Below are 24,840 nucleotides of genomic sequence, written 5' to 3'. Positions count from 1 at the left end.
CGGCGTGTGGCCGACCGATGGCGAAGGAATCGACATCCTTCGCGTCGCTCGTGAATGGGTCAGATAGCCCGCATGCAGCGCGTCTTAGTGGATCGCTGCCTCGTGCTTCGTGGGACCGCCGTAGTCGTTCAAGGTCGTGAACGAGACCTGGCCGTTCGCGGTCGCCTTACCGGACAGTGGCAGCGTGAGCTCGCCACCCGGTGGCACCATGCCGCCTTCATCGAATCGGGCGGCATGTTCGCCTTCGCCCACATGAGCGTCGATGATCGTCACGTGATAAGGCGTCGGATTCGAAACCACGAGCGCGGACTTGCCGCCTTGCGACGACAGCCGCCATGTGAGCTTGCCCGGTGCGTCGTCGGCGCTGCCCGGTAGACCTTGCGGGCGAAAGAAAAACTTCAAGCGCGAGCGGAACGCGAGCTGGACGTAGTTCGCGCCGGCCTGAGCTTCGGTTGGCTTCGGCGGCACTTCAAGCACGTTGAACCAGAGCAGGGTTTCGCGATCTTTCGGCAGCGCTTCGCCGGTATACGCGATACGGACGGTCTGCGCCTTGCCCGGATCGATACGCGCAAACGGCGGCGTGAGCACAAATGGAAGATCGATCTGAGCCGGATCGACCTTGGGATCGCCCTTGTCGAGCCACACCTGCGTCAAGGCCGGCGATTTTCCCGCGTTGGACAGCTTAAGCGTCACCTCACTATCCGTGGCGTTGTACACCACGCGCGTGCCCGCGACGACGACGGACGCATTGGCTGCGAACGGCAGGATCGCAACGAGAGCGAGCACACCCGCTGTCACTGCGCTAAAAACGACTTTTCGGAGACTCATGACATTCAACAAAATTTGCGGTGACGCAATGACTCGACCCCGCGCCGTGCGAGGGTTAAACGAAGACGCCGCGAGGGCGTCCTCGTTCGCGAATCGATTTACTGATAGACCATCGAGTAGGTCACCTGGCTCGTCACCGTGCCCGCGGTTGCGGCGCCCATTGGCGAGTTGTACTGCGCTGCGTATTGCAGGCTTGCGCTGCCGCTCGTGATCGCAACGTCTTGCGACTGCTGCGCGCCGTCGGCCTTGCTCACGTCGATGGCTTGCCCCGAGCCGTTGTAGTCCAGCAACTGGACTTCGACGTTGGTCGCCGTGCCGTTGTTCTTCAGGTTGCCGTCGGCCAGCGTGTTCGCGCCGTATTCCCAGAACGTGTGCACGTTGCCCGTAGCCGGCGTGCAGTTGGACAGCGCAATGTTGAAACCGGTGGCGCCCGCGGAAGAGCCGGCGTCCGTCAGTTCCGCTGCGGCAAGCGCCGGCAGCGTCACGGTGAAGTTGTTGCCCTGGGCATTGCCGCTTACCGTGCACGTGTTGGCCGTCAGCTCTCCGTTGATGGTCAGCGTGCCACCGTTACCTGCCGGTGCGGCGTGCGCGGCAGCGCCTGCCAGAGACATGGACACCGCGACCAGCGGAAGAATGATCTTCTTCATAATAAGTATTCCTTAGTCGTCACCTGAGTGACTGAGCCCGATTTGAAAATTCGTCAGGTCGAGTCGTGAACAAGCGTATGCATACTCGCTTCCTGACGAGAGGCTGAGTATGCTGACTAGGGCCATGCGAACGATTAGGAACACGCTTAAAACTACAAGTTTCCGACACATTTCGTTGATGTAGCGCATCCATATTGAGAATGTTCTTGCGGGTTTTTGCGCGCCTTGAGAACGACTCAGATCGGAGGCAAGTCTCGGGACCAGAGAAAGAAATTGGTTACGGGCGCGGCGCAAAAGCAAAAAGGGGCACGCGATCGACTCGCATGCCCCTGTCCCCTTACGTCTTCAAAGCGATCTACTCCGTGGTCGACTCTACCTCGGATGCCGCCGCGGCCGACGAAGCCGCCGCCCGCTCCGACCGCGTGGGCGTCGTCGACGAAAAGAGCCGCATCCACGAATTGAAGCGCCGTGTGTAAGACAGATCGACGCCCTGGAACGTCCCGCCATACGCCGTCACCGACCAGAATCGCGACAGGCTCAGTGTCGCCTTGATCGCGTTGCTGGCGGATTGCAGACCCTGCTCGTAGCCAATCACCAGCCGCTCGTTGATGGCCTTGGCGATCATCACCACTTGCGGATCGGTCAGGCCCACTTCGCTCGAACCGATGGTGAACTCATCCAGCCCGAAGGTCTGCGCAATACGCTTGCCGCCCGTGCTGCCGAGCAACGCGAGTGCGCTCGTCATTGCGCTCTGCTGGCCGACGTTATTGCCCTGATCCGTGCCATGACCGAACAAGAGCCACGAGAGCTTTTCGTTGTCAGGCACGCTCGGTTCGGAAATGAGTTTGGCCACGGGAGCCTGCACCGTGCCCGTCACCTGCACGCCCGCCTCGACTTCCTGATTGCGCCGCATCGCGAGGACATTGATGCCGGGGTTCGCCACCGGTCCGTTGAACGTGAAAAAGCCATTCTCGATGTTGAGCTTGCGCCCGAACGCCGTGTAACTCGAACCCGGCGTCGTCACGCGCACATTGCCGACCGCGCGCAGCGGCATGTTCGGCGCGCTCGTCACGCTGATGACGCCGGCAAGCCCGAGATCCGCGCCGGCGCCCTTGAAGCGAAAGCGCTGCCCCAGGTCGATGTCGATATTCGCGCGCGGCGTGAACGGTCCAACCGGTTTTTCCGTTGCGGCGACCGTCTGCTTCGTCGTGTTTTCGCCCTTGATGGTGCCATCGGGACGTTCGATGACCACGTCGTCGCCGAGCGATGGCGCGCCGGATTCCGGCAAGTCGAACAGCGCGTGATCGACGGTGAACTTGCCGTTGATCGCCATGCCGCCCTGCAATCCCGCGTTCGCGATACTCGCGCTGCCCGAAAGCGACAATTGCCGGTCGGGCGAGGCGAACAGTTCCAGCTTGTCCGCGATGATGCTCGCGGTGAGGTCCGGCTGTGCCTGATCGAGCCGCACCTTGCCCGTCGCGCGCAACGTGCCGCTCGCGCCGTGGAACTCCACCTGCTGGAAGTCCACCAGATTCTCCGACAGCGCAATGCGAATGATGCCGTCCTTCAACTGAACGCCCTGATCGACGACCGTCGCCGAAAGATTGTCGCCCGTCAGCGACCCCGACAGATTCGGCTTGGCGACGATCCCCGCGATGCTCAACTTGAGCGCAAGCTTGCCGCCCAGCAGATAGCTCGGGCCGAGCAGCCCGCCGGTGGTGCGCAGTTCGGGGATATTCGCGTTGATCGCGCCGGAGAGCGGCGCTTCGTCGACCACGGTCAGCATGCCGTCGCGATTGGCGAGCGGCGTGTGCGCGTTGGCTTCGATCACGCCGATGCGCGTCGCCTGCGCGCGCAGCGTCGCGTTGAGCGTATTGCCGTTGGAGAAATCGGCGCGCGCCGAGATGTCGTTGATGCCGAGCGCCGAGACGCCACGGGTGCCTTCCACGGTCACATCGCCGCTGCGGCGCTTGAGCTGCGCATAACCCGTCGCCGTGGCGCCGAGCGAGAAGTTCCAGTCGCCATCGAAGACGAGGTCGGTGCGGATCGGCGGCTCCTCGCCTGTCATTTCCTGACGCACGGCCAGAAGCCGCGGCACCGAGAGATTCGTCAACGTTCCGGCCGACTGGATGCGGCCGTGATCGAGCGCGAACGACTTGAGATTGAGCGCCGCGCCTTCCGCGACGAGCCGCGTCGCGCCGAGCACGAGCCTGGCCGGACCGTAGCTCACGGTCAGCGGCTGTTCGAGGTTGACCGACGGCGTGCCCTTGTTGGTGAGCTTCGTGATCGTGCCGTCCCAATGCGGGCCGTCGGCGGCATCGGTGAACTTGCCGTTCGCGCCGAGCGCGAGATTCACCGGCTGCCCCTGAACCTTGCCGGCCGCGGTCACGTCGAGCGTGTGATGCATGCGTGTGCCGTTGAGGTTCGCATCGAGCGTGGCGACTTCGATGCCCGAGGTGCTCGCATCGCGCGCTTTCAGCGTGAAGACGAGCGCGCCGTTCGAGCCATCGCGAATATCCGCGCGACCTTCCGCATGACCGAGGCGGTTCGCGCCGAACACGACGCCATCGGCCTGATAATTCGCAGCCACGTTCGGATGCGCAATCGAGCCGGTCAGATCGCCGTCCGCCTTCACCGTCCCCGCGAGACCGAAGCCGAGGCGCTCGAGTTGCGGCGCATCGACGCGAAAACGCAGCCGGTCGCCGGGCGCGCCGAAACTGCCGTTCAGATCGACATCGTTGCCCGCGACAGACAACTTGGCCGCGCTTGGCAAGAGCCGCATGCCCGCCAGTTGCACCGTGCCTTCGCCGGTGAGCGGCAAGTTGTCGTACATGCTGTCGGCGAGTTTGAAGGTCGCCTTGGTGGTGAGTTCGGGCGCGAGTCTGCCGGATGCGGCCAGCGTGCCGTTCACGCGCGCCTCGATCACGCGCGCGGGCGCGGGCTTCTTCTGCGTGCCTTTCCTGACGGGCGCGGGCTTCGGCTGAAGCAACTGCTGCGTGAGCAGAAGCGGATTGAAGTCGATGAATTTCGCCTTCAGGTCATAGCTCGAATTCGTATCTTTCTTGAGCACACCGTTCGCTTCGACGCGACCCTTGCCGACGGTCAGCTTGACTTCGTCGAGCGCGGTCTGCTTCGGGTCGAGCTTCACCTTGGCTTGCGCGCGGATCGCCGCTTTCGGATCGTTCAGGTCGGCGGTGACGGTTTGCGTATCGCCCGCGAGCACGACGCTGATCGGCCCGGAGAAATCGGTCGGACGCACGCTCGCTTCGATTGCGTTGAGGTCGAGCTTCGCCACCTTGAGGTCGAACTTGCCGTCGCCGCCCTTGAGCGAGCCGCCACCCGTCACGGTCGCTTCTTTCACGAGACGCACGTTTAGATCGGTGATGCTTTGCGCGGAGGCATCGAGCCGCACGTTGGCGTGCGCGTCGATGAGCGGCAGCAGCTTCTTGTCGATGGCGCCCGGCTTCGCGTTGACGATCGACACCGGCCCGCTCACCACGAAGCCCGGCGCGTTCTCGACCGGCTTCACTTCGGCGCTCACGGCGAGGTCGGCGAACGGCGCGCCCGGGCTGAACGCCTGCGGATTGACGTGATCGACATTGACGATGGCGAGCTTGAGCGGCACGTCGCCGAACGGCAGCGCTTCGACATGCGCGCGGCCGTTGAGCTTCATGCCGCTGGCGTCGATATCGGCAATGAGGTCTTCCAGCGAGCCCGATAATCGCGCGCCCACCTGCACCGCTTCGCCGTTTAGCTTGCCCGTGTAGCCGGCATCGCCGGAAAGCGGGAACGGACGCGCGCCGCCGTCGAGTTTCGCGGATGCCGTCACCGCGCCGAACGGCGTGTCGAGCCGCTGCACCGTCGCCTGATGATGCTGCCCGTCGCTGCCGCCGTTAAAGAGCAGGCGCGAGAATTCGGTGGTCGTCGCACCCTGATGCAACCGCAGCTTTTCCACGCTCAGGTCGCGGATGGCAAGCTGGATTGGCAGGCGCAAATCCTTCGGCAGTTCCGTTTTCGTCGACTTTTCTTGCGAAGGCGCGATGCGCGCGTCGATGGTGCCGACATGCAGATAATCGATGGTAAAGCGCAGCGGCTCGCGCGTGAGCGCCCAGCGTCCCGAAACGCTGTCGACCGCTATGTCCGTGCCCTTGCCGTCGGGACTCTTCCAGTGGACATCGCGCAGACTCACGCCGGTGGCGATAGCACCGCCATCGAGCTTGCCGGTCAGCTGACCCTTGAGCAGCGATGTCGCCGCCTGCCACGCGTAACGCGTGCCGCGCTCGGTGTTGAGCACAAACAACACGGTGCCGATGGCAAGCACGACGATCAGAACGATGACCAGCGCGAGCACGCCCAACCAGCGCATGAAACGCCTGAAGCCGCCGTGGCGCGGCTTTTTATCGTCGCCGGAACCGCCGCTGCCGCCGTTATTGCCGCCGCCCGCGTCAGCATCGGACGCAACGACGCCGCCCGCTTCATCCCAACGCGGCTCGTCCTTGCTTCCTTGTGCGCTCGATTCCGTCATGCCCTTGATATCCACCATCGCTCGTGCGCCCGTTCAGAACGCAATGCCGAGCGTCAGATACGGCTTGATGCTCTTGTTCTTGAGCCCGTAGGCCACGTCCACGTTGACCGGCCCGACCGGACTGCGCCAGCGCGCGCCGACGCCCACGCCCGGCTGGAAGACGCGCTCGCTCCAAGTGTCAGTCGCGGTGCCGATGTCGAAGAACACCGCGCCGCCCCAATCGTGCGTGAACCAGTGCTGATACTCGCTGCTGCCCGTCATCATGTACTTGGTCGGCAAGATCGATCCCGCCACATTGTTGCCGATACTCAGATAGCTATAACCGCGCACCGAATTCGCGCCGCCCGCGCGAAACAGCAGGGACGCCGGCACGCCGCTCGACGGCCCGCTCGTGAACACGCCGCCGAATTCCGCGCGAAACACGAAGAGATCGTTCTTCGTGATCGGCAGATACTGCAGCGCGTTGGTGTAGAGACGCGCAAAGGTCTGATCGGTCATCAAGCCTTTCACCGCGAAGCTTGCTTCCGCGCGAATGATGTTGCCGCGACGCGGGAACAGCGGATCGTCGACATCGCGGCGCACCCACGTCCACGCGGGCACGAGCGCGCGCGCCGTCGACGGATTCGGCTCGTTCTGCGTGATGCGGTCGTCGTAGAAAGCGAGCGAATACGTCGTGTCGATGTTCTGCGTCGAACGCGAGCGCTGCACGCCCACGCGTCCGCTATAAATCTTCGTGCTCGATACGTCGGTGATGGTGTAGGAGCCGAACACCGCGTTGACCCAGCCGCGCGAATCGGGCGGCATCGCGAGTTGCACGCGGCCGTACTGCTGCGTCTGATCGAGCCGGCCGGAAATGGTGAACGGATAGGCCGCGTTGAACGTATTCAGATAGCTGTAGGCGCCCTGCACGTGAAAGCCGGTATCGGTCGCATAACCCACGCCGTAGCGGATGCTGTTGTACGGATACTCGCTCACCTTCAGATGCACCGGCGTTTCGAGCGGCTTGTTGACGTCGTTGTCCGCGTCGATGGCCACGCTCGCGTAATACGGCGTGTTCTGCACCTGGCGTTGCAGTTCGTTCACGCGCGAGACGTCGTAGATCTCGCCCGGATGAATCGGGTTCACGTTGTCGATGATCTTTTCCGGATAGCGCTTCGTGCCGCTGATATCGAGCTTGCCGAATGTGAAGGTCGGACCGCTGTCGAAGGTCACGGAGAGATCGGCGAGGTGCGCGCGCGGATTGATGCGCGCCTGCGAGCGCACGATTTTCGCGCCGAGATAGCGCCGCGACTGGAGCGCTCGCAACGCGGCGTTCTTGGCGTCGTCCCACGCGCCTTGCGAGAACGGATCGCCTTCGTTCACTGAAAACGCGAAACGCGCGGCGTTCTCCTGATTGCGGTCTTCGGTCGTCACCGCGCCCGTGAAATGCAGTTGCACGGAGGCGATCTTCGTTTGCGGACCTGGATCGACGCTGACGGTCACCTTGCGCTTGTCGCCATCGGTCGTCACGTCGGTGCGCACGACCGGCGTGAAATAGCCTTCGGTCGCGACGAGGTCGCGCACGTCCTTCGGCGCGGCGGTGACGAGGAACTGGAACTGGTCGTCGCTGACGTCGTCGCGCTTGGCGAAGCGCGACAGATCGAGATGGTCCTTCAGCAACTTCTTGACGCTGCGCGGCGCGTCGATGTCGATGTCGTACTTGGCGAACGCAGGCCAAGCGGCCGCCAGGAGCGCACATGCCAGGAAGCTGCGCAGTGCAGCCGGCAAGCGCTTCATTCCGGGCGACGTGGACATCGCCATGTGCGGCCGTTTCGGCGGACAGGCGCGCAACGCGCGCAGCGGATCAAACGAACGCCCCGCCAAACGTGACCTCCGGCATCTGGATGAATGAGATTGAAAGATGAACCTCGAACGCGCGGCTGCAATGCGATGAGCCGGTCACGGCGCGCAGGCGCTATTTCACCACAGCTTCGCATGGGAACCGAGCACGGATGTGCAACGGCGGCTTGCGGCGGTGTGGTTTGCCGCGCGCCGTCCGCGGACCGCTGCCGGGCGCGCTGTCGTGCGGCTTTGGACGGTCAGACGCTCGCGGGGTTCCGCGGGTTCCAATAATCGCTTACGTGACAGCCCAAGTCCCATGCGTTACCGCTTCACGCTTGCTGTAAAATCCCGGAGATCGAACCCAGTGCCGCGCGGCATCGGCGCCAGCAAAGGCTGCCGGGCGCGTCGTCCCTACTCACCGCATCGAGCCAACGGAAAACCGATCATGTACCAGTCGGACATCACCCAGTTCATCAATCAGTTGAAAAGCCAGAAGCCGACGCTCGAAGACGAACAGCGTCGCGGCCGCGCGCTCCTGTGGGACAAGCAGCCGGTCGACCTCGACGAACGCGAACGCCAGCAAAAGGCGCGCGTGAACCAGACGCCATACGTCTACTACCAGAACTTCTGAACGTGAGTACAGCCGGCCGCGAGCCGCAGTCGCCCCGCCGTCAGGCCCCGGACGACTCGCGAGATGAACGGGCCGCCGCGCTCGCCAAGCCTGCGACCGACTCGACGCCCGACACCATCGACGGCGTCGCTTTCGCGCATCTCTACGGCGAGCCGCTCTGGAAGCTGCCGACGGATCTATACATTCCGCCGGACGCGCTCGAAATCTTTCTCGAAGCGTTCGAAGGCCCGCTCGACCTGCTGCTCTACCTCATCCGCAAGCAAAATTTCAACGTGCTCGACATTCCGATGGCGGATGTCACCGCGCAATATCTCGGCTATGTCGATCAGATTCGCGAGTCGAATCTCGAACTCGCGTCCGAATATCTGCTGATGGCGGCCATGCTCATCGAGATCAAGTCGCGCATGCTGCTGCCGGTCAAGAAGGCCGACACCGGCGAGGACGCCGAAGACCCGCGCGCCGAACTCGTGCGCCGCTTGCTGGAATACGAGCAGATGAAGCTCGCCGCGCAACGTATCGACCAGTTGCCGCAACTCGGCCGCGACTTCCTGCGCGCGGACGTCTATATCGAGCAGGCGTCGACGCAACGCTTCCCCGACGTCGACATGAACGACCTGCGCTCCGCCTGGGCCGATGTCATCAAGCGCGCGAAGCTCGTTCAGCATCACCGGATTTCGCGGGAAGAACTCTCGGTGCGCGAGCATATGAGCGTGATCCTGCGGCGCCTGCAGCATGCGCGCTTCATGGAGTTCTCCGAGCTATTCGATCCCACGCGCGGCGTACCGGTGGTCGTGGTGAACTTCATCGCCATGCTGGAGTTGTCGCGCGAATCGCTGATCGAAATCACTCAGGCCGAGCCTTTTGCGCCCATTTACGTGAGACTCGCGTACTCTCCCGCTTAAAAGCATTTTCTCTACCCTTGCCTCGGTGCGGCCTGTTGCTGCCGCCCGCCAGGAGACACCCGCTCGATGAAAGTCATCAGCTCAATTCACGAACTGCGCGATCAGTTGCGCGGTCAGAACCGCACCGCCTTCGTCCCGACGATGGGCAACCTCCACGAAGGCCATCTTTCGCTCATGCGGCTTGCGCGCCAGCATGGCGATCCGGTGGTCGCGAGCATCTTCGTGAACCGGCTGCAATTCGGGCCGAACGAAGACTTCGACAAATATCCGCGCACGCTGCTGGACGACATCGAAAAGCTGCAGTCGGAAAACGTCTACGTGCTGTTCGCGCCGACCGAAGTGGATATGTATCCGGAGCCGCAGCAGTATCGCGTGCATCCGCCGCATAACCTCGGCGACATTCTCGAAGGCGAATTCCGTCCCGGCTTCTTCACCGGCGTGTGCACGGTCGTGATGAAGCTGATGTCGTGCGTGCAGCCGCGCGTCGCGGTGTTCGGCAAGAAGGATTATCAGCAACTGATGATCGTGCGGCAGATGTGCCACCAGTTCGCGCTGCCTACCGAGATCATCGCCGCCGAAACGGTGCGCGAGGAAAACGGTCTCGCGCTGTCATCGCGCAATCGCTTTCTGTCGGCCGCCGAGCACGCGGAAGCGCCGCAACTCGCGCTGCAGTTGAATCGCGTGCGCGAAGCCGTGCTCTCGGGCGAGAAAGATCTGGCCGCGCTCGAACGCACGGCCATGAACGCGCTCGCCGAACGCGGCTGGAAGCCCGACTACATCAGCGTGCGCAAGCGCGTCGACCTGCTCGCGCCGGGCGAAGCGGATGCGAGCGCGCCGCTCGTCGTGCTGGCGGCGGCGAAGCTCGGCAACACCCGTCTCATCGACAATCTGGAAATCTGAAGTAAAGGAACCACACGCATCATGCAGCGCACCATGCTCAAATCGAAGATTCACCGCGCGACGGTCACGCATTGCGAGCTTCACTACGAAGGCTCGTGCGCAATCGACGAGGATCTGCTCGAAGCGGCGAATCTGCTGGAGAACGAGCAGATCGACATCTGGAACGTGAACAACGGCGAGCGCCTGACCACCTATGCCATCAAGGGCGAGCGCGGCAGCGGCATGATCTCGCTGAACGGCTCGGCGGCGCGGCGCGCGCAGTTGGGCGACCTCGTGATCATTGCGGCTTTCGCGGCCGTCGACGAAAAAGAGATCGCGGCGGGCTGGAAGCCGGACCTCGTCTTCGTCGATGAAGCGAACCGCATCAAGGGCAACCGCGATCACGTGCCGACGCAGAACTGGACCTGATCGTCCGGGTTCATCCGCGACTTGGCCGGCGCTCCGCAAGGACCGCCGGCCTTATTTTTTGCTCACCCATTCGATAATGGGTTGCCACTGCTCCAGGTCCTTCTCCACGCGGCTTTTGGCGACGTCCCAGATCGTGAGTCCGTGCGCGGCGAGTTGCACGTAGTTTTGCGTGTCGCGTAAAAAGCCGAGCACGGGCAAGTCGAGACTTTCCACGAAACGATGCAGTTGTTCCGCCGAGCGCGTACGCGCGTCCACCCGCATGCCGACGACGCCGACCTGAATCGCGCCCTTTCGCACCGCCTTTTCCTTCGCGAGTTTCGACAGAAAGTCTTGCGTGGCGAGGATGTCGAACATCGACGGTTGCAGCGGCACGATCACCTTGTCGGCAATATCCAGCGCGAGCGCGAGCCGGTTGCCGTGGACTCCGGCGGGCGTATCGACGACGGCTTTTTCCAGGCCCTTGGGCGGCTTGGCGGGCGCGTCGACATCGAGATTCCATTCTTCGATTCTTGGCAGAGTGTCCGGGCGCAGCGAAAGCCACGCGTGCGAGGAGCGCTGCTTGTCCAGATCGGCGAGCGCGACCCACTCGCCGTTTGCCGCGAAACACCCGGCCAGATTGGTTGCGAGCGTGCTTTTCCCGACGCCGCCCTTCGGATTTGCCACCACGATCACGGTCATGAATTGTCCAGAAGATTGTTCGACGCGCTTGATTTCGACGCCCTTCGCCGGGATACGCCTGCGCGCGGTTTCGTTTTAGGAACCGATACATGATTTCGAGCCGTTGATATTATCGGCAAAATGGCGCTCACGCGAAGCGCTGGCCGAACGGACTACCCTTTCCTTTTCTTCCCTCTCTTCTAAACGACCGCCATGCCCCTTCGTTCCGATGTGACGCTCGACTTTCTTCGCAACCGTCAGAAGGGCCGTCTGCCCGAGTTGCTCGGCGTGCAACTGATTTCACTCGAAGAAGGCGCGTTGACGGGCGAACTCGTCATCCGGCCGGAGTTACTCGCGCCCAATGGCTTTCTGCATGCGGCAACGGTCGTCGGCCTGGCGGATACCTGTTGCGGATACGCGTGCATCGCTCATTTACCGGAGAACGCGCAGAATTTCACGACGCTCGAATTGAAGAGCAATCACGTGTCGACGGCGCGTGAAGGGAAGATCATCGCGCGGGCGACGGCCGTGCATGCCGGGCGAAGCACGCAGGTGTGGGATGCAAGCGTCACCAATGGCGAAGGAAAGCTGATCGCCATGTTCCGGTGTACGCAGATGATTCTTTATTGAGGAAAAGCCGGACAGCGGCGCGACTGTCCCGGCTTTTCAAGTCGCGATCAGAAATCGACTTGCGCGGAAATCAGCAAGGTCCGCGGCGCGGCGTTGGTCACGTAGGTGCCCTGCTGCATCCAGTACCGGCTGCCGAAGAGATTCTCGACGTTGGCGCGAAACACGACGTCCTTCTTCGCGATGCGCATTCCGTAACGCACGCCGACGTCGTAACGCGTCCACGACGGCAAGCGCAAGGTATCGCTGGAATCGTAGTACTGCGCGCCCGTATGGATGATCCGCCCGTTGACGCTCAGGCCCGGCACCCACGGCAAGTCGTAATCCGCGCCGAGGTTGAAGGCGAACTTGGGCACGCCGCCCGGATCGTTGCCGTCCTGCGTGCCGCCCGCCGTGCCCGAAACCTTCGGATCGTAGAACGTCGCGCTCGCCATCAGGCGCAGACTGCGGAACACTTCGCCGTAAGCAGCCAGTTCGAGACCGCGCACGCGCGTCTTGCCGTTGTAGCCGTAGAAATTCGTGGTGGGATCGGTGACGGCGTTGGGCTGCGAGATCTGAAACACCGAAACCGATGTCAGCACGCGGCCCCAATCCGCCTTCACGCCCGCTTCGTATTGGTTCGACTTGTACGGCGCAAACGCCTGACCCGCGTTCGCGGTGCCCGCCGGCGCCGTGCCGCCATTCGAAAGACCCGACGTGAAGTTGCCGTACACGGAAACATTCGAGAGCGGCTTGAGTACGATGCCCGCGAGCGGCGAGATCGCCTGCTGGTCGAGCGAGCTTTGCTGCGCGCCCGTGGTCGGATCGTAATTGTCCTGGCCGATCGTCTGACGACGGAAACCGCCCGTCAGCAGCACGCGGTCGTTGAAGAACGACATCGTATCGATGACCTGTTGACTGTTCAGACGCGTCTGGCTGCTGCGCTGCATGTCGCCGCGCGGGGTATCGACGGGTGCAAGGGGCGACGGCGAATAGAGATTGGACGCCACCGCGGTCGATCCCAGCGCGTAGAAGTAGCCGATCTCCTGATTCAGGCTCGTCACGCCCGTGACCAGCGTGTGCTTGACGCCGAAGGTATCGAAGTGAAAGCGCAGGCCCGCATCGACGGTCTTGGTGCGCGTGTACTGGTCGTAATAGCCGTTATAGGCGCTGAACTCGCCCGCCGCCGTCATGCCCGCCGCATACGGGAAGTTCTGCTGCGACGTGCCGTAATGCTCTCCCGCCGCGCCGTACACGGTCACGTACTGGTTGATGTCGTACTCGGCGCGCGTCATGACGGCCGAATCGCGCAGCTTGAGCTTCGAGCCGGGATAGAGATTGTTGTATGCCGAAGGCACGGCGGGCACGGCGGTCGCGGTGCCGAAACCGATCTGCGAGCGGTACTCGTCGGTGTTCTCGGAGACGTTGTAGGCGTCGAACGACCAACGCAACTGTTTGCCGCGATAGTCGAGGCCGATCGCGCTGTCGCCCTGCAATTGGTTGCCGTGCGCAATGCCGGTCTGCCCGTCCTTGATCTGGCCGTTGAAGCGCACGCCCCACTGGCCTTCATCGCCGAAGCGGCGGCCGATATCGGCGGCAAATCCGAACTGGCTCTTCGATTGATACAGCGCGGTGAGACGCGTGAGCGGGGTATCGTCGGCGCGCTTGGTGACGATGTTGATCGCGCCGCCGACGCTGCCGCCCGGTCCCATGCCGTACATGAGCGATCCCGGGCCTTGCAGCACTTCGACGCGTTCGAGCAGGTTGACCGGCACGCGCGCCGCCGAGACCATGCCGTAGAGGCCGTTGAGCGCGACATCGGTCGGCTGGACGTCGAAGCCGCGAATCTGGAACACGTCGCCGAAACCGCCGCCGCTTTGCTCCGTGCGCACCGACGCGTTGTTGACGACGAGGTCGCCAATGGTACGCGCCTGCGTGTCCTGGATCATCTGCTCGGTGTAATTCGTCGTGCTGAAAGGCTGGTCCATCACGTTCGCCGTTCCAAGCACGCCGATGCTGCCGCCGCGCGCCACTTGTCCGCCTGCATAGGGCGCGGGCAGATCGCCGGGCGCCGCCGATCCCTTGACCATCACGGCTGGCAAGGTCGTCGATTGAGCAGCACTGGCGCTATCGGCCGAGGTGCCGTCCGCCGCCGGCGCGCCTTGCGCGTAAGCGCTCGCCTGCATTGCGGCGGCGGCGACCAGTCCCACGAAAAGACGTTCTACCGCCTTCGATACCGCAGTGCGGCGACTGACTTCTTGCTGGGTGACCGATCGTGACATAAGGCGTGGATATTCGAAAAAAGGTGGATTGAGCCGTCTGAGCGCGTAAATGCGAATCGTTAACAATTGTAAAGTGTCTATTAAACGGACGGTACAAAAATTGTATTTGTCGTATCAGAAACTGTTGTCGTGCTGCGACGTGTGCGAGGCGTGACGGCACACTGGACGAGAAAAAGCCCGCGCGCGGCGGGCTAGATCCATAAGCAAGGAACCGGGATTTTAGAAAACCAGCATCAGGCTCACTGTCCCGACAAATAGAACGCCTGATCCCGCTGCGTCGTGACGCCGACGACGGTGAGCTGTCCGTTGACGACCGTGGCCTCCACGGGCATCGACACGTTATTGAGCGTGCACGACGCGCCGCCCGCGAAGTTCAAGGTGCCATCGAGCAGATGCTTGCCGGTCGAGCGTGGCTTGAAGCTGCCCGTGAACGTGCAGGCGTTCTGCGTGCCCTTGGCCGTGCCGTCCGCCGCGAAGGTGATCGACGAGATCGGCGAGACGCCCGATGCGCTCGTCCAGGTGCGCGCCACGTCGTTGATGGCGATCGGCGTGTCGTACGTCGCGTTGTAGTTGCCGTTGTACGCGGTGGCGGCGGTATCGGGCGGAACATAGAGCGAGGTGGTCGCGGTGAGCGTGCTCTTCTGCGTGAAGTTGCCGCTGAGCGAGCCGGCACGGATCGCGCCTGCTTCGTGGAAACCTACCGTCGACGCGTCGCTGAACGCGCCATCGGTCGCCGTCATGATGCCTTCGATCAGCCAGACGAACGAGCCATCTCGCGAATAGATGCTGAAGTACTGACCCGATTCGAGGACGATGGTCTGCGCCGCGAGCGACTGCCCGGAATTCACCGAGCCGTACCAGAAGCCTTCAGGAAGCGTATGCGACGGATTCGTTACGCACGATTTCTGCAGATTACCGAGGTCGGTCGTGCAGGTCTTGTCGTCGCCGCCGCCGCCGCTGCAAGCAGCGAGGACGGGCAATACGAGCAGCATAAGCTTGGAGCGCAGTTTCATGAGAGCGTGTTCTTGGTATCGGATTGAGCACAGGCCGCCGCTCGTCACGGCGTGCCGACAATCAGATAACGGACCGCTGCCGCAAAACTTGAATGCGGAATAGCACGTCCCGCGGCAGCTCGTCCTTAAGCGAACGCCGCCAGCACCGCCTTCAGATCCAGCGCCTGCTCGAACGAATCCGCGAGCCGGTCGAGCGACGCCTCCCGCAACGCCGGATAGTCGAGCGGCGCGGCATCGTTCACGCCGGCCCACGCGAGCAACGCGGCACAGGCTTCGGGTGTATCGAAGAGGCCATGCAGATACGTCGCCGCGATCTGCCCGTCTTGCGACACCGCGCCGTCGAAGCGGCCGTCGTCGAGCGCCACCGCCGGCCGCGCGAGCGCCGCGCCGCTCGTGCGTCCCATATGAATCTCGTAGCCGCGCACGGGCGCCTCCTTGCCTTCGATGACAAGCCGCCCCGTCACGTTTGCGAGCTGCTTGTCGGGCGTGAGCACGGTGGCGAGATCGAGCAGCCCCAGGCCATCGACACAACCCGCCGCGCCTTCGACGCCCGAAGGATCGTCGACCGTGCGCCCCAGCATCTGCATGCCGCCGCAGATGCCTAGCACCTTGCCGCCGTAGCGCAGATGCCGCTCGATCGCCCGCTCCCAGCCGTTCGAACGCAGCCACGCCAGATCGCGCTGCACGCTTTTCGACCCAGGCAACACGATCAAGTCGGCGGGCGGCGGCGCCATGCCCGGCCGAACGTACTCGAAATCGACTTGCGGATGCGCCCGCAGCGCATCGAAGTCCGTGTGATTGCTGATGCGCGGCAACGCCGGCACGATCACCTTCAGCGTCGATTCCGCGCCGCGCGACCGCGCCTGCGACGGCAGCATGTCCTCGGCATCGAGCGTGAGGCCATGCAGATACGGCAAGACGCCGAGAACCGGCTTGCCGGTCTGCGTTTCGAGCCATTCGAGCCCCGGTGTCAGCAAGCCGATATCGCCGCGAAACCGGTTGATGACGAAGCCGCGCACTCGTGCCCGCTCACTTTCCGAAAGACACGCGAGCGTGCCGACGAGATGCGCGAACACGCCGCCGCGATCGATGTCCGCCACCAGCACGACCGGGCAATCGACTCGTTCCGCGAAGCCCATGTTGGCGATATCGCGATCGCGCAGATTGATTTCGGCGGGACTGCCCGCGCCTTCGACGATCACCGCGTCGAATTCGGCCGTGAGCCGCGCGTAGGACGCGAGCACGGCATCGAACGCGGTGCGCTTGTATTCGTGATACGCCCGCGCGTCCAGATTCGCATGCGCGTGACCGTGGATGATCACTTGCGCGCCTCGATCGCTCGTCGGCTTGAGCAGCACCGGATTGAAGTCGATGCGCGCGGGCACGCCCGCCGCGATTGCCTGCAGCGCCTGCGCCCGGCCGATCTCGCCGCCATCCACCGTGACCGCGCTGTTGAGCGCCATGTTCTGCGGCTTGAACGGCGCGACCTTCACGCCGCCGCGCCGCGCGAGCCGGCACAGGCCCGCGACGAGCGTGCTCTTGCCGGCATCGGAAGTCGTGCCCTGAATCATCAGCGTGCCGCGCGGCGTGAAAGACATGGAATGCGGTCCTCGGGTGAAAGCCTGCATCTTAGCCCGCCGGTACAATATTGCGATGACCACGACCCACTCTCCACGCAACCTCATCTTCGTTCTCGGCGGCGCTCGTTCGGGCAAAAGCGCGCACGCCGAACGCCTTGCCAACGAGAGCGGTTTGCCCGTGACATACATCGCGACTGCGCGCGTCGGCAGCGACGCCGAGTTCGCCGAGCGCGTGCGGCATCATCGCGAAAGACGGCCCGCGCACTGGACGCTCGTCGAAGCGCCGCTCAGTCTTGCCGATGCCGTGCGCGACGCGGACAGGCCGGGCGCGTGCGTGCTCATCGACTGCCTGACGCTCTGGCTCGCCAATCTGCTCTTCACAACCGATAACGCCGACGCGCAGAACGCGTCACTGCCGCGCGAGGCCACCGATGCCTTCGATGCCTTCGACCGCGCGCTCGCCGCCGTGCGCGGCACGGTCATCGTGGTATCGAACGAAATCGGCTTGGGCGTGGTGCCGCTCGGTTCCGTCACGCGCCTTTATGTCGATGAACTCGGCCGATTGAATCAACGCGTCGCCGCCGCAAGCACGCGCACGACGCTGATGGTCGCGGGTCTGCCGATCGCGCTGAAAGGCTGACCGGCGATGCTCCTGCTTTCCTTTTACTCGATGTCCTTGCTCGCGGTGCTCGGCGTGATCGTCGATCGCATGTTCGGCGAGCCGCGCACGCGGCATCCGCTCGTCGCCTTCGGGCGATATGCGACGAAGCTCGAAGCGCGCATGAACACGGGGCATCGGGCGCGGCCGGCGGGCATGCTTGCGTGGCTTGCGGCCGTCGTGCCGCCGGTGTTGGTCGCATGGGCGCTCGTGAGCGTGCTGCCGCCCGCGTATGCCGCGGCCGTGCATGTGATCTTGCTGTGGTTCGCGCTCGGCGCCAAGAGCTTGCGTCAGCACATTGCGCCGATTGCCCGCGCCCTCTCGCTCGGCGACCTCGAAAGCGCGCGCAAGCTCACCTCGCGGATCGTGTCGCGCGATACCTCGCAAGCCGACGAGAACGCCCTTTCGCGCGCGGCCGTCGAATCCGCGCTCGAAAATGGCAACGATGCGATCTTCGGGGCGCTCTTCTGGTTCGTGATCGCGGGCGGGCCGGGCGCGCTCGCGTTTCGCCTCGCCAATACGCTCGACGCGATGTGGGGTTATCGCACGCCGCGTTACCTGCGCTTCGGCTGGGCGGCGGCGCGCATCGACGATGTGCTCAACTTCATTCCCGCGCGCCTCACGGCGGCGAGCTACGCGCTCGCGGGCGACACGCGCATGGCCTGGCATTGCTGGCGCACGCAGGCGCGTGCGTGGGACAGTCCGAACGCAGGGCCGGTGATGGCCTCGGGCGCGGGCAGCCTCAATGTGCTGATTGGCGGCGCGGCGGTTTATCACGGCGTGCTCGAAGCGCGTCCGACGCTCGGCGCGGGGCATGAGGCCACGCCGAGGCACGTGGTCGCGGCGTTGCGGCTCGTCGAGCGTTCGATCTTGCTGTGGCTTGCCATCCTGCTCGTCTTTGCCTTGATGAGCGCGTCCGGACATGGGTGATTCTTCTGTTTCGATTCGACGCGTCCATCACTTCGCGCCTTCCACACGCCATCATGTCTGATCCACTGCGTCCCATCCGTCACGGCGGCAATCTGCGCGAAGCCGCGCTTCGATACGGCATCGCGCTCGACGACTGGCTCGATCTTTCGACGGGCATCAACCCCTTAGGCTATCCGGTCCCGCCCATTCCGCCCGATGCCTGGCGCCGTTTGCCCGAAGACGCCGATGGTCTCGCCGAACTCGCCGCGACTCATTACGGCGCGCCGCTCGCGCTGCCCGTCGCGGGTTCGCAGGCCGCCATTCGTGCCTTGCCGTGGCTCTTGAAGAAGGGCACGGTAGCCATCGCACCGTTGACGTATGGCGAGTACGCGCCGGCGTTCGTGCGCGCGGGCCATTCGGTCGTACCGCTCGATGTAAATGCCGACACGTTGCCGAATGCCGTCGATCACGTGATCGTCGCCAATCCGAACAACCCGACCGCCGAGCGTCTCCCGCGCCACGTCTTGCTGCATTGGCATGCGAGGCTGGCATCGCGCGGCGGTACGTTGATCGTCGATGAAGCATTCGCCGATGTCGATCCCGCCGAGTCTCTTGCCGGTCGCAGCGCGGATGCGGGGCTTGTCGTCCTGCGCTCGGTCGGCAAGTTCTTCGGGCTCGCGGGAATTCGCGCGGGCTTCGTGCTTGCCGCACCCGATGTGATCGCCATGCTCACCGATGCGCTGGGTTCATGGACCGTCAGCGGCCCCGCGCGTCACGCGGTGCGGGCGGCTTTCGAGGATCGCGCGTGGCAACGGGAAACCCGCGAACGCTTGCAGCGCGATGGCGCACGGCTCGCGGCGCTTATCGCGCATCATGGGTTCGACGCGCGTGCGACGCCGCTTTTTACGTCGTTCCAGACATTGGATGCGAGCGGCTTGCAGCATGCGCTTGCCACGCGCGGTATCTGGACGCGGCTCTTCGATCCGGCTGGGATGACGCCGAGTTTGCGCATCGGCTTGCCAGGCAGCGAAGGAGAATGGGTGCGGCTTGAACGAGCGATGGCGGAGGTTTGCGCGTGACGTCGAAATCTTTCTGGCGCACCTTGGCTGCGCGGATCGGCTTGCTTGGCAGTGAAGTCAATCGGGCGCAGCTTGAACGCTCGCTCCCGGTGGCTTGCGCGTGAGCTTAGAACTCGTCTTGCGCACCTTGGCTGCGCGAATCGGCTTGCTCCGGCGCGCAAGCAACCGAGGTCTGCGCGCGTTCGCCGCGCATTCGCTTCGACACGCCGTTCCGCATGTCCTTCTCGCAACGACGTTGACGCTGAGCGCATCGCCCTCTGTCGCCGCTATCACCGTCACCGACGACAGCGGCTCCAGCATCACGCTCGCGACACCCGCCACGCGCGTCGTGAGTCTCGCTCCGCATGTCACCGAATTGCTGTTCGCGGCGGGCGGCGGGTCGCGTATCGTCGGCGCGGTGACGTATAGCGATTATCCGAAGGAAGCGCAGGCTATCCCGCGCGTCGGCGACAACAAGGCGCTCGATCTGGAGCGCATCGTCGCATTGCATCCGGACTTGATCGTCGTATGGCGGCATGGCAATGCGGCGCGGCAGATGGATCGGCTGCAAGCGCTCGGCATTCCGATCTTCTTCAGCGAACCGCGCCATCTCGACGATATCGCGAGCAACATCGACCGGCTCGGCGCGTTGCTCGGCACGGAAGCGAACGCACGCGCGGCGTCGGCTGCATTCACGCGCGATATCGGCAGTCTGCGGACGCGTTATGCGCAACGTCCGCCGGTCGGCGTGTTTTATCAGGTGTGGGACGACCCGCTCATGACGCTCAACCGCGACAACGTGTTCAGCGAAGTGATCGCGTTGTGCGGCGGCGTCAACGTCTTCGCCGCGAACGACACGCGCGTGCCGACCATCTCGACCGAAGCCGTGCTCGCGGCGAACCCGGAAGCCATCGTCACCGCGACGCCCGGCGCGACGACGCCGAATCGCGCATTACCCGCACTCGATCGATGGAAGCGTTGGGGTTCGCTCACCGCGGTGGCGCGCGGCAACCTCTTCGGTATCGATGGCGATCTGATCAATCGGCCGACGCCGCGCATCGCGCTGGGCGCGGCCGAGCTTTGCAGGGATCTGGAGCAAGCGCGCGGGCGTCGCGAAAAGTGACCGAAGCGGCCCTGCCCTCAGGCATTCCACCGCACCAGCAGCCACTTCCCTCTCACGCGCCTGAACTGCACGATCGCGCCGAATTCGATCGGCCATTGCAACACGCTCGCGCGCTCCATCCCGAGCATATGCGCTGTCAGCACGCGCATGACGCCAGCATGCGCGATCACATGCACCGGCCGGTCGGCACGCTCGATATCGCGCAACCAGGCCTCCACGCGCCCGGCGAACTGCACGAGACTCTCCCCGCCGTGCGGCCTCGCGTGTTCGATATCCGCGGCCCAGGCATCGATCAGCGCGCGATCGATCGCATCCCACGCGCGCCCTTCCCATGCGCCGAAGTTCATCTCGGCGAGGCGCGCATCGACGTGAGGCGCGATGCCACCGCTCAACGCCGAGGCCAGCGATGCACATCGCACGAGTCCGCTCGAATGCCAGCCATCGACACACGCGGGCACGTTCAGCGACAGCATGCGCGCCTTCAGAGCGCAAGCCGATGCATTCACATCGCGCAGCAAGGGAACATCGGTCTGGCCGTAGCACACGCCTGCATCGACGCGCACGGCTGGATGCCGGATCAGTACGAGATCCATGCGAGCCCGATGAGATAAATGGCCAGTTCGAACACCTGTTGCGCGAAGCCGAGACAATCCCCCGTATAGCCGCCGATGCGCTTCACGAAGTAACGTCCCATCGCCCAGCGCAGCACCGTGAGCAACGCGAGCGTCAGGCAGGCGAATTTCCAGTCGACGACAAAGAGCCACGGCACGCCGAAGATCATCGCAATCAGAAACGAGCCCGCGCTCATGCGCTGTGCGACCGGCTTCGCCTTGCCCTCGGCGCGCACATAGTCGAGCGTGACGAGATAGCTGATGGCGAAAACGCGGCTCGCGGCGTGCGCGGCGATCAGCAACCATGCGGCAATGAGCGGCGGCGTGCTCGCAAGCGTCTGCCACTTGAGCGCCAGTGCAATGACGAGCGCAATCGCGCCGAACGCCCCGATGCGCGAGTCATGCATGATGCGCAACACGTCATCGCGCGTATAGCCGCCGCCGAAGGCATCGGCGCAATCGGCAAGACCGTCTTCGTGGAACGCGCCGGTCAGCACGAGCGTGGCGGCCATCGACAGCAACACGGCAACGCCCAACGGAAGCACGCGCAACGCCGCGAGCAGGACGAGCGCGGCAACACCGCCGACCATCACGCCGACGAGCGGAAAATAACGCGCCGCCGCGTTCAGATAAGCGCGCTCGAAGCCAACCCAACGCGGCACCGGCACGCGCGTGAAGTAACCGAGCGCGGTGAAGAAGTAGCGCAGTTCGACGAGCGGACGGGTCATTGCGGCAAGCGGGTCGAGACGCCCGCGCGCCTGAACGCAGTGACGCGCCCCGACCTCGCGCAGCGCTTGCGGATGATGCTCATCGCCGTCACTCTCGCTTATCCGTGACACCCGCCGCCTCGAAGCTCGCCATCTCATCGACGAACGCAACGGCCGCGCGCAGGATCGGCAACGCGAGCGCCGCGCCCGTGCCTTCGCCAAGCCGCATGTCGAGTTGCAACAGCGGCTCCGCATGCAGATGCGCGAGCATGCCCCGATGCCCCGCCTCGTTCGACGCATGCGCGAACACGCAGTAGTCGAGCACCTCGGGTGCGATCTTCGCCGCGACGAGCAGGCCGGAAGTCGCGATGAAGCCATCGACGAGAATCGTCATGCCCGCGTCCGCCGCAGCGAGACACGCACCCGCGATCATCGCGATCTCGAAGCCGCCGAACGTCGCGAGCGTGTCGATTGCATCGCCTTCGGCCGCATGCAACGCGAGCGCTCGGCCGAGCACGTCGCGCTTGTGCGCAAGGCCGCGATCGTCGAGACCCGTGCCGCGTCCGACGCATTCGCCAATGGGCACACCGCACAGACGGCTCATCAGGCACGCCGCCGCCGACGTGTTCGCAATCCCCATCTCGCCGAAGCCGATCACGTTCGTACCGAGCGCCGCATGATGCCGCACACGCGCCGCGCCGCGCGCGATGCCTTCAAGCGCGGTCTCGCGCGACATCGCCGCTTCCTTCGCGAAGTTGCGCGTGCCGAGGCCGAGCGACAGACGCTCGTAGCCGCTATCGATGGGAATCGGTGTCGCCACGCCCGCATCGACCACTTCGAGCGTCATGCCGACCGAACGCGACAGCGCGTTTATCGCCGCGCCGCCCGCCAGAAAATTCGCGACCATCTGCGCGGTCACTTCTTGCGGATACGGACTCACGCCCTCGGCCGCGATACCGTGATCGCCCGCAAACACGATCATCGCCGGGCGCTCGATGCGCGGCTTCGTCGTGCGCTGAATCACGCCCATTTGCAGCGCGAGCGTTTCGAGCCGACCGAGGCTGCCCGGCGGCTTCGTTTTCGTATCGATGATGCGTTGCAGTTCGGCTTCGCGCGAACGGTCTGGCGCGCGGGGCGTGGGCAAGTCGTGGGCGTTTGACATCGGCAATCCTTCAGGTGCGTGCAACGGGAATGGACGGCACGAGCGCTTCGTGCTCGCCATCGCGAATCAAGGCTAGCGGATAGCCGAACGCGGCGCTCGCGCGTTCAGGCGTGAGCACGTCCGCGACGAGACCGGCGTGCGCGCCGCCCTTGCCATCGAGCAAAAGCGCGTGCGTCGAGAAGCGCCGCGCGAGATTGAGATCGTGACACGAGAAAATCACCGTGCGGCCGGACTTGCGCGCGGCGTCGGCCAGTACGTGCAGACAATCGATTTGATGATGCAGGTCCAGATGCGCGAGCGGTTCGTCGAGCAGCAAGAGCGGTGTGTTTTGGCACAGCACGGCGGCGAGCGTCACGCGTTGCCGTTCGCCGCCCGACAATGTCAGGACATCGCGCGAGGCGAACGATAGAAGACCGAGCGCATCGAGCGCGGCATGCGCGGCAGCGCGGTCTTCGGCGCTTTCCCAGCCCCAGCCCGTGACATACGGAAAGCGGTTCAGCAGCACGGTGTCGAGTACGGTCGCGCTGAAGGCATCGTGCGAGCTTTGCGGCATCAGCGAGCGCGCGCGTGCGAGATCCGCCGCGCGCCAGGATGCGAGCGCGCGGCCATTGAGCGATATCGCGCCTTCGGCCGGCTTTGTCAAACCCGCGAGCACGCCAATGAGCGTGGTCTTGCCCGCGCCGTTCGGCCCGGCTATGCACCACATCTCGCCCGCGCCGATACTTTGCGTGAGGTCTTCCACGAGCGTGCGAGCGCCCGCGCGCAAGCTGACGTGTTCGATATGCAGGGTCATCGCGGTCTCGCCAGCAGCATCCACAGGAACATCGGCACGCCGACGAGTGCGGTCACCACACCCACCGGCAATTGCGCGGGCGCGATCGCCGTGCGCGCGACGAGATCGGCGCTCATTACCGCGAGGCCGCCCGCCAGCGCCGACGCCGGCACAAGCATGCGCTGATCGTTGCCGAACGCGAGCCGCAATAGATGCGGCACGACGAGCCCAACGAAGCCGATGGTGCCCGCCGTCGTGACAGCCGCCGCTGCCGCAAGCGATGCGACGAGATACACCGACAGCCGCACGCGCGAGACAGGCACGCCGAGCGAACGCGCGGCCGTATCGCCACGCAACAGCACGTTGAGTTGCGGCGCGAGCGGCACGACGACGATCATCGCGACGACGAGCGCGATCAGCGCGGGCCACGGCGTCGCTGCGCCGTTCAGGTCGCCCGTCAGCCAGAAGATCATCCCGCGCAAGCGATTCTCCGGCGCAATGCTGAGGATCAACGTGATGAGCGCGCCCCAGCCCGCCGCTATCACCACGCCTGTCAGCAGAAGACGCGGCGAGGCATCGCGATCGCCGTGCCACAGGTCGCGTCGCGCGAGTCCGAGCACCAGCACGATGGATGCGAACGCGCCCGCGCACGCCGCCAGATCGATGCCCCACCACGGCAGCGACGCGAGCATCGCCGTGAGCGCGAAGGTCGCCGCGCCGCCGGATACGCCGAGCACGTACGGCTCGGCCAGCGGATTGCGCAACAGCACTTGCAGCAGCGCGCCGGAAAGCGCGAGCAAGGCGCCCGAAGCGAAACCCGCAAGCGCGCGCGGCAAACGCAAGGTGAGCACGATGTCATCGGCGATATCGGGCGCGGCCGCATGCGCGTGCAGCAACGCCGCGATGGCGCGCGGCAAGGGCAACGCGACGCTGCCGAGCGCGAGCGACGCCGCAAACACAAGCAACGCGGCAAGCCCGAGCGCAGCCCAGATGCCTAACGCGCGTTTAGCGTTCATCGCGCGGCGCAGGTCAACGGTGTC

22 protein-coding genes are annotated in these 24,840 nt (G+C 64.4%); 9 read left to right on the top strand and 13 right to left on the bottom strand.

Annotated elements, in window-relative coordinates:
• Positions 1 to 84: 84 nt before the first annotated feature.
• The 4 genes from NCR40_RS02990 to NCR40_RS02975 all read right to left on the bottom strand — a co-directional run bounded on the left by NCR40_RS02990 (position 85) and on the right by NCR40_RS02975 (position 7,776).
• Entirely contained in the window at positions 85 to 828 is a 744-nt protein-coding gene (locus NCR40_RS02990; protein WP_250463562.1) for a fimbrial biogenesis chaperone, read from the bottom strand.
• Between the two features lie 98 nt (positions 829 to 926).
• Positions 927 to 1,475 carry a fimbrial protein gene (locus tag NCR40_RS02985; protein WP_250508669.1) on the bottom strand — a complete coding sequence of 183 codons (549 nt, stop codon included), beginning with the start codon at positions 1,473 to 1,475 and terminating at the stop codon, positions 927 to 929.
• 355 nt (positions 1,476 to 1,830) lie between these two features.
• Positions 1,831 to 6,018 carry a translocation/assembly module TamB domain-containing protein gene (locus NCR40_RS02980; protein WP_250508668.1) on the bottom strand — a complete coding sequence of 1,396 codons (4,188 nt, stop codon included), beginning with the start codon at positions 6,016 to 6,018 and terminating at the stop codon, positions 1,831 to 1,833.
• A 15-nt stretch (positions 6,019 to 6,033) separates the two neighbouring features.
• The gene (locus tag NCR40_RS02975) at positions 6,034 to 7,776 is read right to left on the bottom strand and encodes an autotransporter assembly complex protein TamA (RefSeq protein ID WP_502800965.1); all 1,743 of its coding nucleotides are present in this window, start codon (positions 7,774 to 7,776) and stop codon (positions 6,034 to 6,036) included.
• A gap of 487 nt (positions 7,777 to 8,263) precedes the next feature.
• Here NCR40_RS02975 and NCR40_RS02970 point away from each other — a divergent pair, with 487 nt between their 5' ends.
• The 4 genes from NCR40_RS02970 (at position 8,264) to panD (ending at position 10,662) form a co-directional block, all read left to right on the top strand.
• On the top strand, positions 8,264 to 8,452 hold the full coding sequence (locus NCR40_RS02970) for a DUF3460 family protein (protein WP_244827978.1): 189 nt from the start codon (positions 8,264 to 8,266) through the stop codon (positions 8,450 to 8,452).
• A gap of 116 nt (positions 8,453 to 8,568) precedes the next feature.
• Entirely contained in the window at positions 8,569 to 9,354 is a 786-nt protein-coding gene (locus NCR40_RS02965) for a segregation and condensation protein A (protein WP_244827977.1), read from the top strand.
• Between the two features lie 66 nt (positions 9,355 to 9,420).
• Positions 9,421 to 10,254 (top strand): pantoate--beta-alanine ligase, encoded by an 834-nt coding sequence (gene panC, locus NCR40_RS02960; RefSeq protein WP_244827278.1) that lies wholly within the window; start codon positions 9,421 to 9,423, stop codon positions 10,252 to 10,254.
• A 21-nt stretch (positions 10,255 to 10,275) separates the two neighbouring features.
• Complete coding sequence (gene panD, locus NCR40_RS02955) at positions 10,276 to 10,662, top strand: aspartate 1-decarboxylase (protein WP_244827277.1); 387 nt, start codon at positions 10,276 to 10,278, stop codon at positions 10,660 to 10,662.
• Between the two features lie 51 nt (positions 10,663 to 10,713).
• On the opposite strand, the gene NCR40_RS02950 is transcribed toward panD, so the two are convergent.
• A complete protein-coding gene (locus tag NCR40_RS02950; protein ID WP_244827276.1) occupies positions 10,714 to 11,340 on the bottom strand; it encodes a nucleotide-binding protein in 627 nt (208 codons plus the stop codon).
• Positions 11,341 to 11,532: 192 nt separating this feature from the next.
• Between NCR40_RS02950 and NCR40_RS02945 the strand changes: the two genes are divergently transcribed.
• Entirely contained in the window at positions 11,533 to 11,949 is a 417-nt protein-coding gene (locus NCR40_RS02945; protein WP_244827275.1) for a PaaI family thioesterase, read from the top strand.
• Between the two features lie 47 nt (positions 11,950 to 11,996).
• On the opposite strand, the gene NCR40_RS02940 is transcribed toward NCR40_RS02945, so the two are convergent.
• The 3 genes from NCR40_RS02940 to NCR40_RS02930 form a co-directional block, all read right to left on the bottom strand.
• On the bottom strand, positions 11,997 to 14,207 hold the full coding sequence (locus tag NCR40_RS02940) for a TonB-dependent receptor (protein WP_250508666.1): 2,211 nt from the start codon (positions 14,205 to 14,207) through the stop codon (positions 11,997 to 11,999).
• Between the two features lie 239 nt (positions 14,208 to 14,446).
• The gene (locus NCR40_RS02935) at positions 14,447 to 15,220 is read right to left on the bottom strand and encodes a hypothetical protein (protein ID WP_250508665.1); all 774 of its coding nucleotides are present in this window, start codon (positions 15,218 to 15,220) and stop codon (positions 14,447 to 14,449) included.
• A gap of 125 nt (positions 15,221 to 15,345) precedes the next feature.
• Positions 15,346 to 16,818: a cobyric acid synthase gene (locus NCR40_RS02930; protein ID WP_250508664.1), complete on the bottom strand. Its 1,473-nt coding sequence runs from the start codon at positions 16,816 to 16,818 to the stop codon at positions 15,346 to 15,348.
• Positions 16,819 to 16,873: 55 nt separating this feature from the next.
• Between NCR40_RS02930 and cobU the strand changes: the two genes are divergently transcribed.
• The 4 genes from cobU (at position 16,874) to NCR40_RS02910 (ending at position 20,548) form a co-directional block, all read left to right on the top strand.
• On the top strand, positions 16,874 to 17,440 hold the full coding sequence (cobU, locus tag NCR40_RS02925; RefSeq protein ID WP_250463546.1) for a bifunctional adenosylcobinamide kinase/adenosylcobinamide-phosphate guanylyltransferase: 567 nt from the start codon (positions 16,874 to 16,876) through the stop codon (positions 17,438 to 17,440).
• A gap of 6 nt (positions 17,441 to 17,446) precedes the next feature.
• Complete coding sequence (gene cbiB, locus NCR40_RS02920; protein WP_250463543.1) at positions 17,447 to 18,388, top strand: adenosylcobinamide-phosphate synthase CbiB; 942 nt, start codon at positions 17,447 to 17,449, stop codon at positions 18,386 to 18,388.
• A 53-nt stretch (positions 18,389 to 18,441) separates the two neighbouring features.
• The gene (cobD, locus tag NCR40_RS02915; protein WP_250508663.1) at positions 18,442 to 19,446 is read left to right on the top strand and encodes a threonine-phosphate decarboxylase CobD; all 1,005 of its coding nucleotides are present in this window, start codon (positions 18,442 to 18,444) and stop codon (positions 19,444 to 19,446) included.
• A gap of 235 nt (positions 19,447 to 19,681) precedes the next feature.
• Entirely contained in the window at positions 19,682 to 20,548 is an 867-nt protein-coding gene (locus NCR40_RS02910) for a cobalamin-binding protein (protein WP_250508748.1), read from the top strand.
• A 17-nt stretch (positions 20,549 to 20,565) separates the two neighbouring features.
• On the opposite strand, the gene cobC is transcribed toward NCR40_RS02910, so the two are convergent.
• The 5 genes from cobC to NCR40_RS02885 form a co-directional block, all read right to left on the bottom strand.
• Positions 20,566 to 21,141: an alpha-ribazole phosphatase family protein gene (gene cobC / locus NCR40_RS02905; protein WP_250491915.1), complete on the bottom strand. Its 576-nt coding sequence runs from the start codon at positions 21,139 to 21,141 to the stop codon at positions 20,566 to 20,568.
• Positions 21,126 to 21,887: an adenosylcobinamide-GDP ribazoletransferase gene (locus tag NCR40_RS02900; protein ID WP_250508747.1), complete on the bottom strand. Its 762-nt coding sequence runs from the start codon at positions 21,885 to 21,887 to the stop codon at positions 21,126 to 21,128. The genes cobC and NCR40_RS02900 overlap by 16 nt, the downstream gene beginning before the upstream one ends.
• 88 nt (positions 21,888 to 21,975) lie before the next feature.
• Positions 21,976 to 23,028 (bottom strand): nicotinate-nucleotide--dimethylbenzimidazole phosphoribosyltransferase, encoded by a 1,053-nt coding sequence (cobT, locus tag NCR40_RS02895; RefSeq protein WP_250508662.1) that lies wholly within the window; start codon positions 23,026 to 23,028, stop codon positions 21,976 to 21,978.
• Positions 23,029 to 23,038: 10 nt separating this feature from the next.
• Entirely contained in the window at positions 23,039 to 23,821 is a 783-nt protein-coding gene (locus NCR40_RS02890) for an ABC transporter ATP-binding protein (protein WP_250508661.1), read from the bottom strand.
• Positions 23,818 to 24,816, bottom strand: a complete 999-nt coding sequence (locus tag NCR40_RS02885; protein WP_250508746.1) for a FecCD family ABC transporter permease — start codon at positions 24,814 to 24,816, stop codon at positions 23,818 to 23,820. The genes NCR40_RS02890 and NCR40_RS02885 overlap by 4 nt, the downstream gene beginning before the upstream one ends.
• Positions 24,817 to 24,840: the final 24 nt, after the last annotated feature.

The organism is Caballeronia sp. GACF4, from assembly GCF_023631025.1.
Lineage (GTDB): Bacteria > Pseudomonadota > Gammaproteobacteria > Burkholderiales > Burkholderiaceae > Caballeronia.
This window is presented reverse-complemented; position numbering and strand designations above follow the sequence as displayed.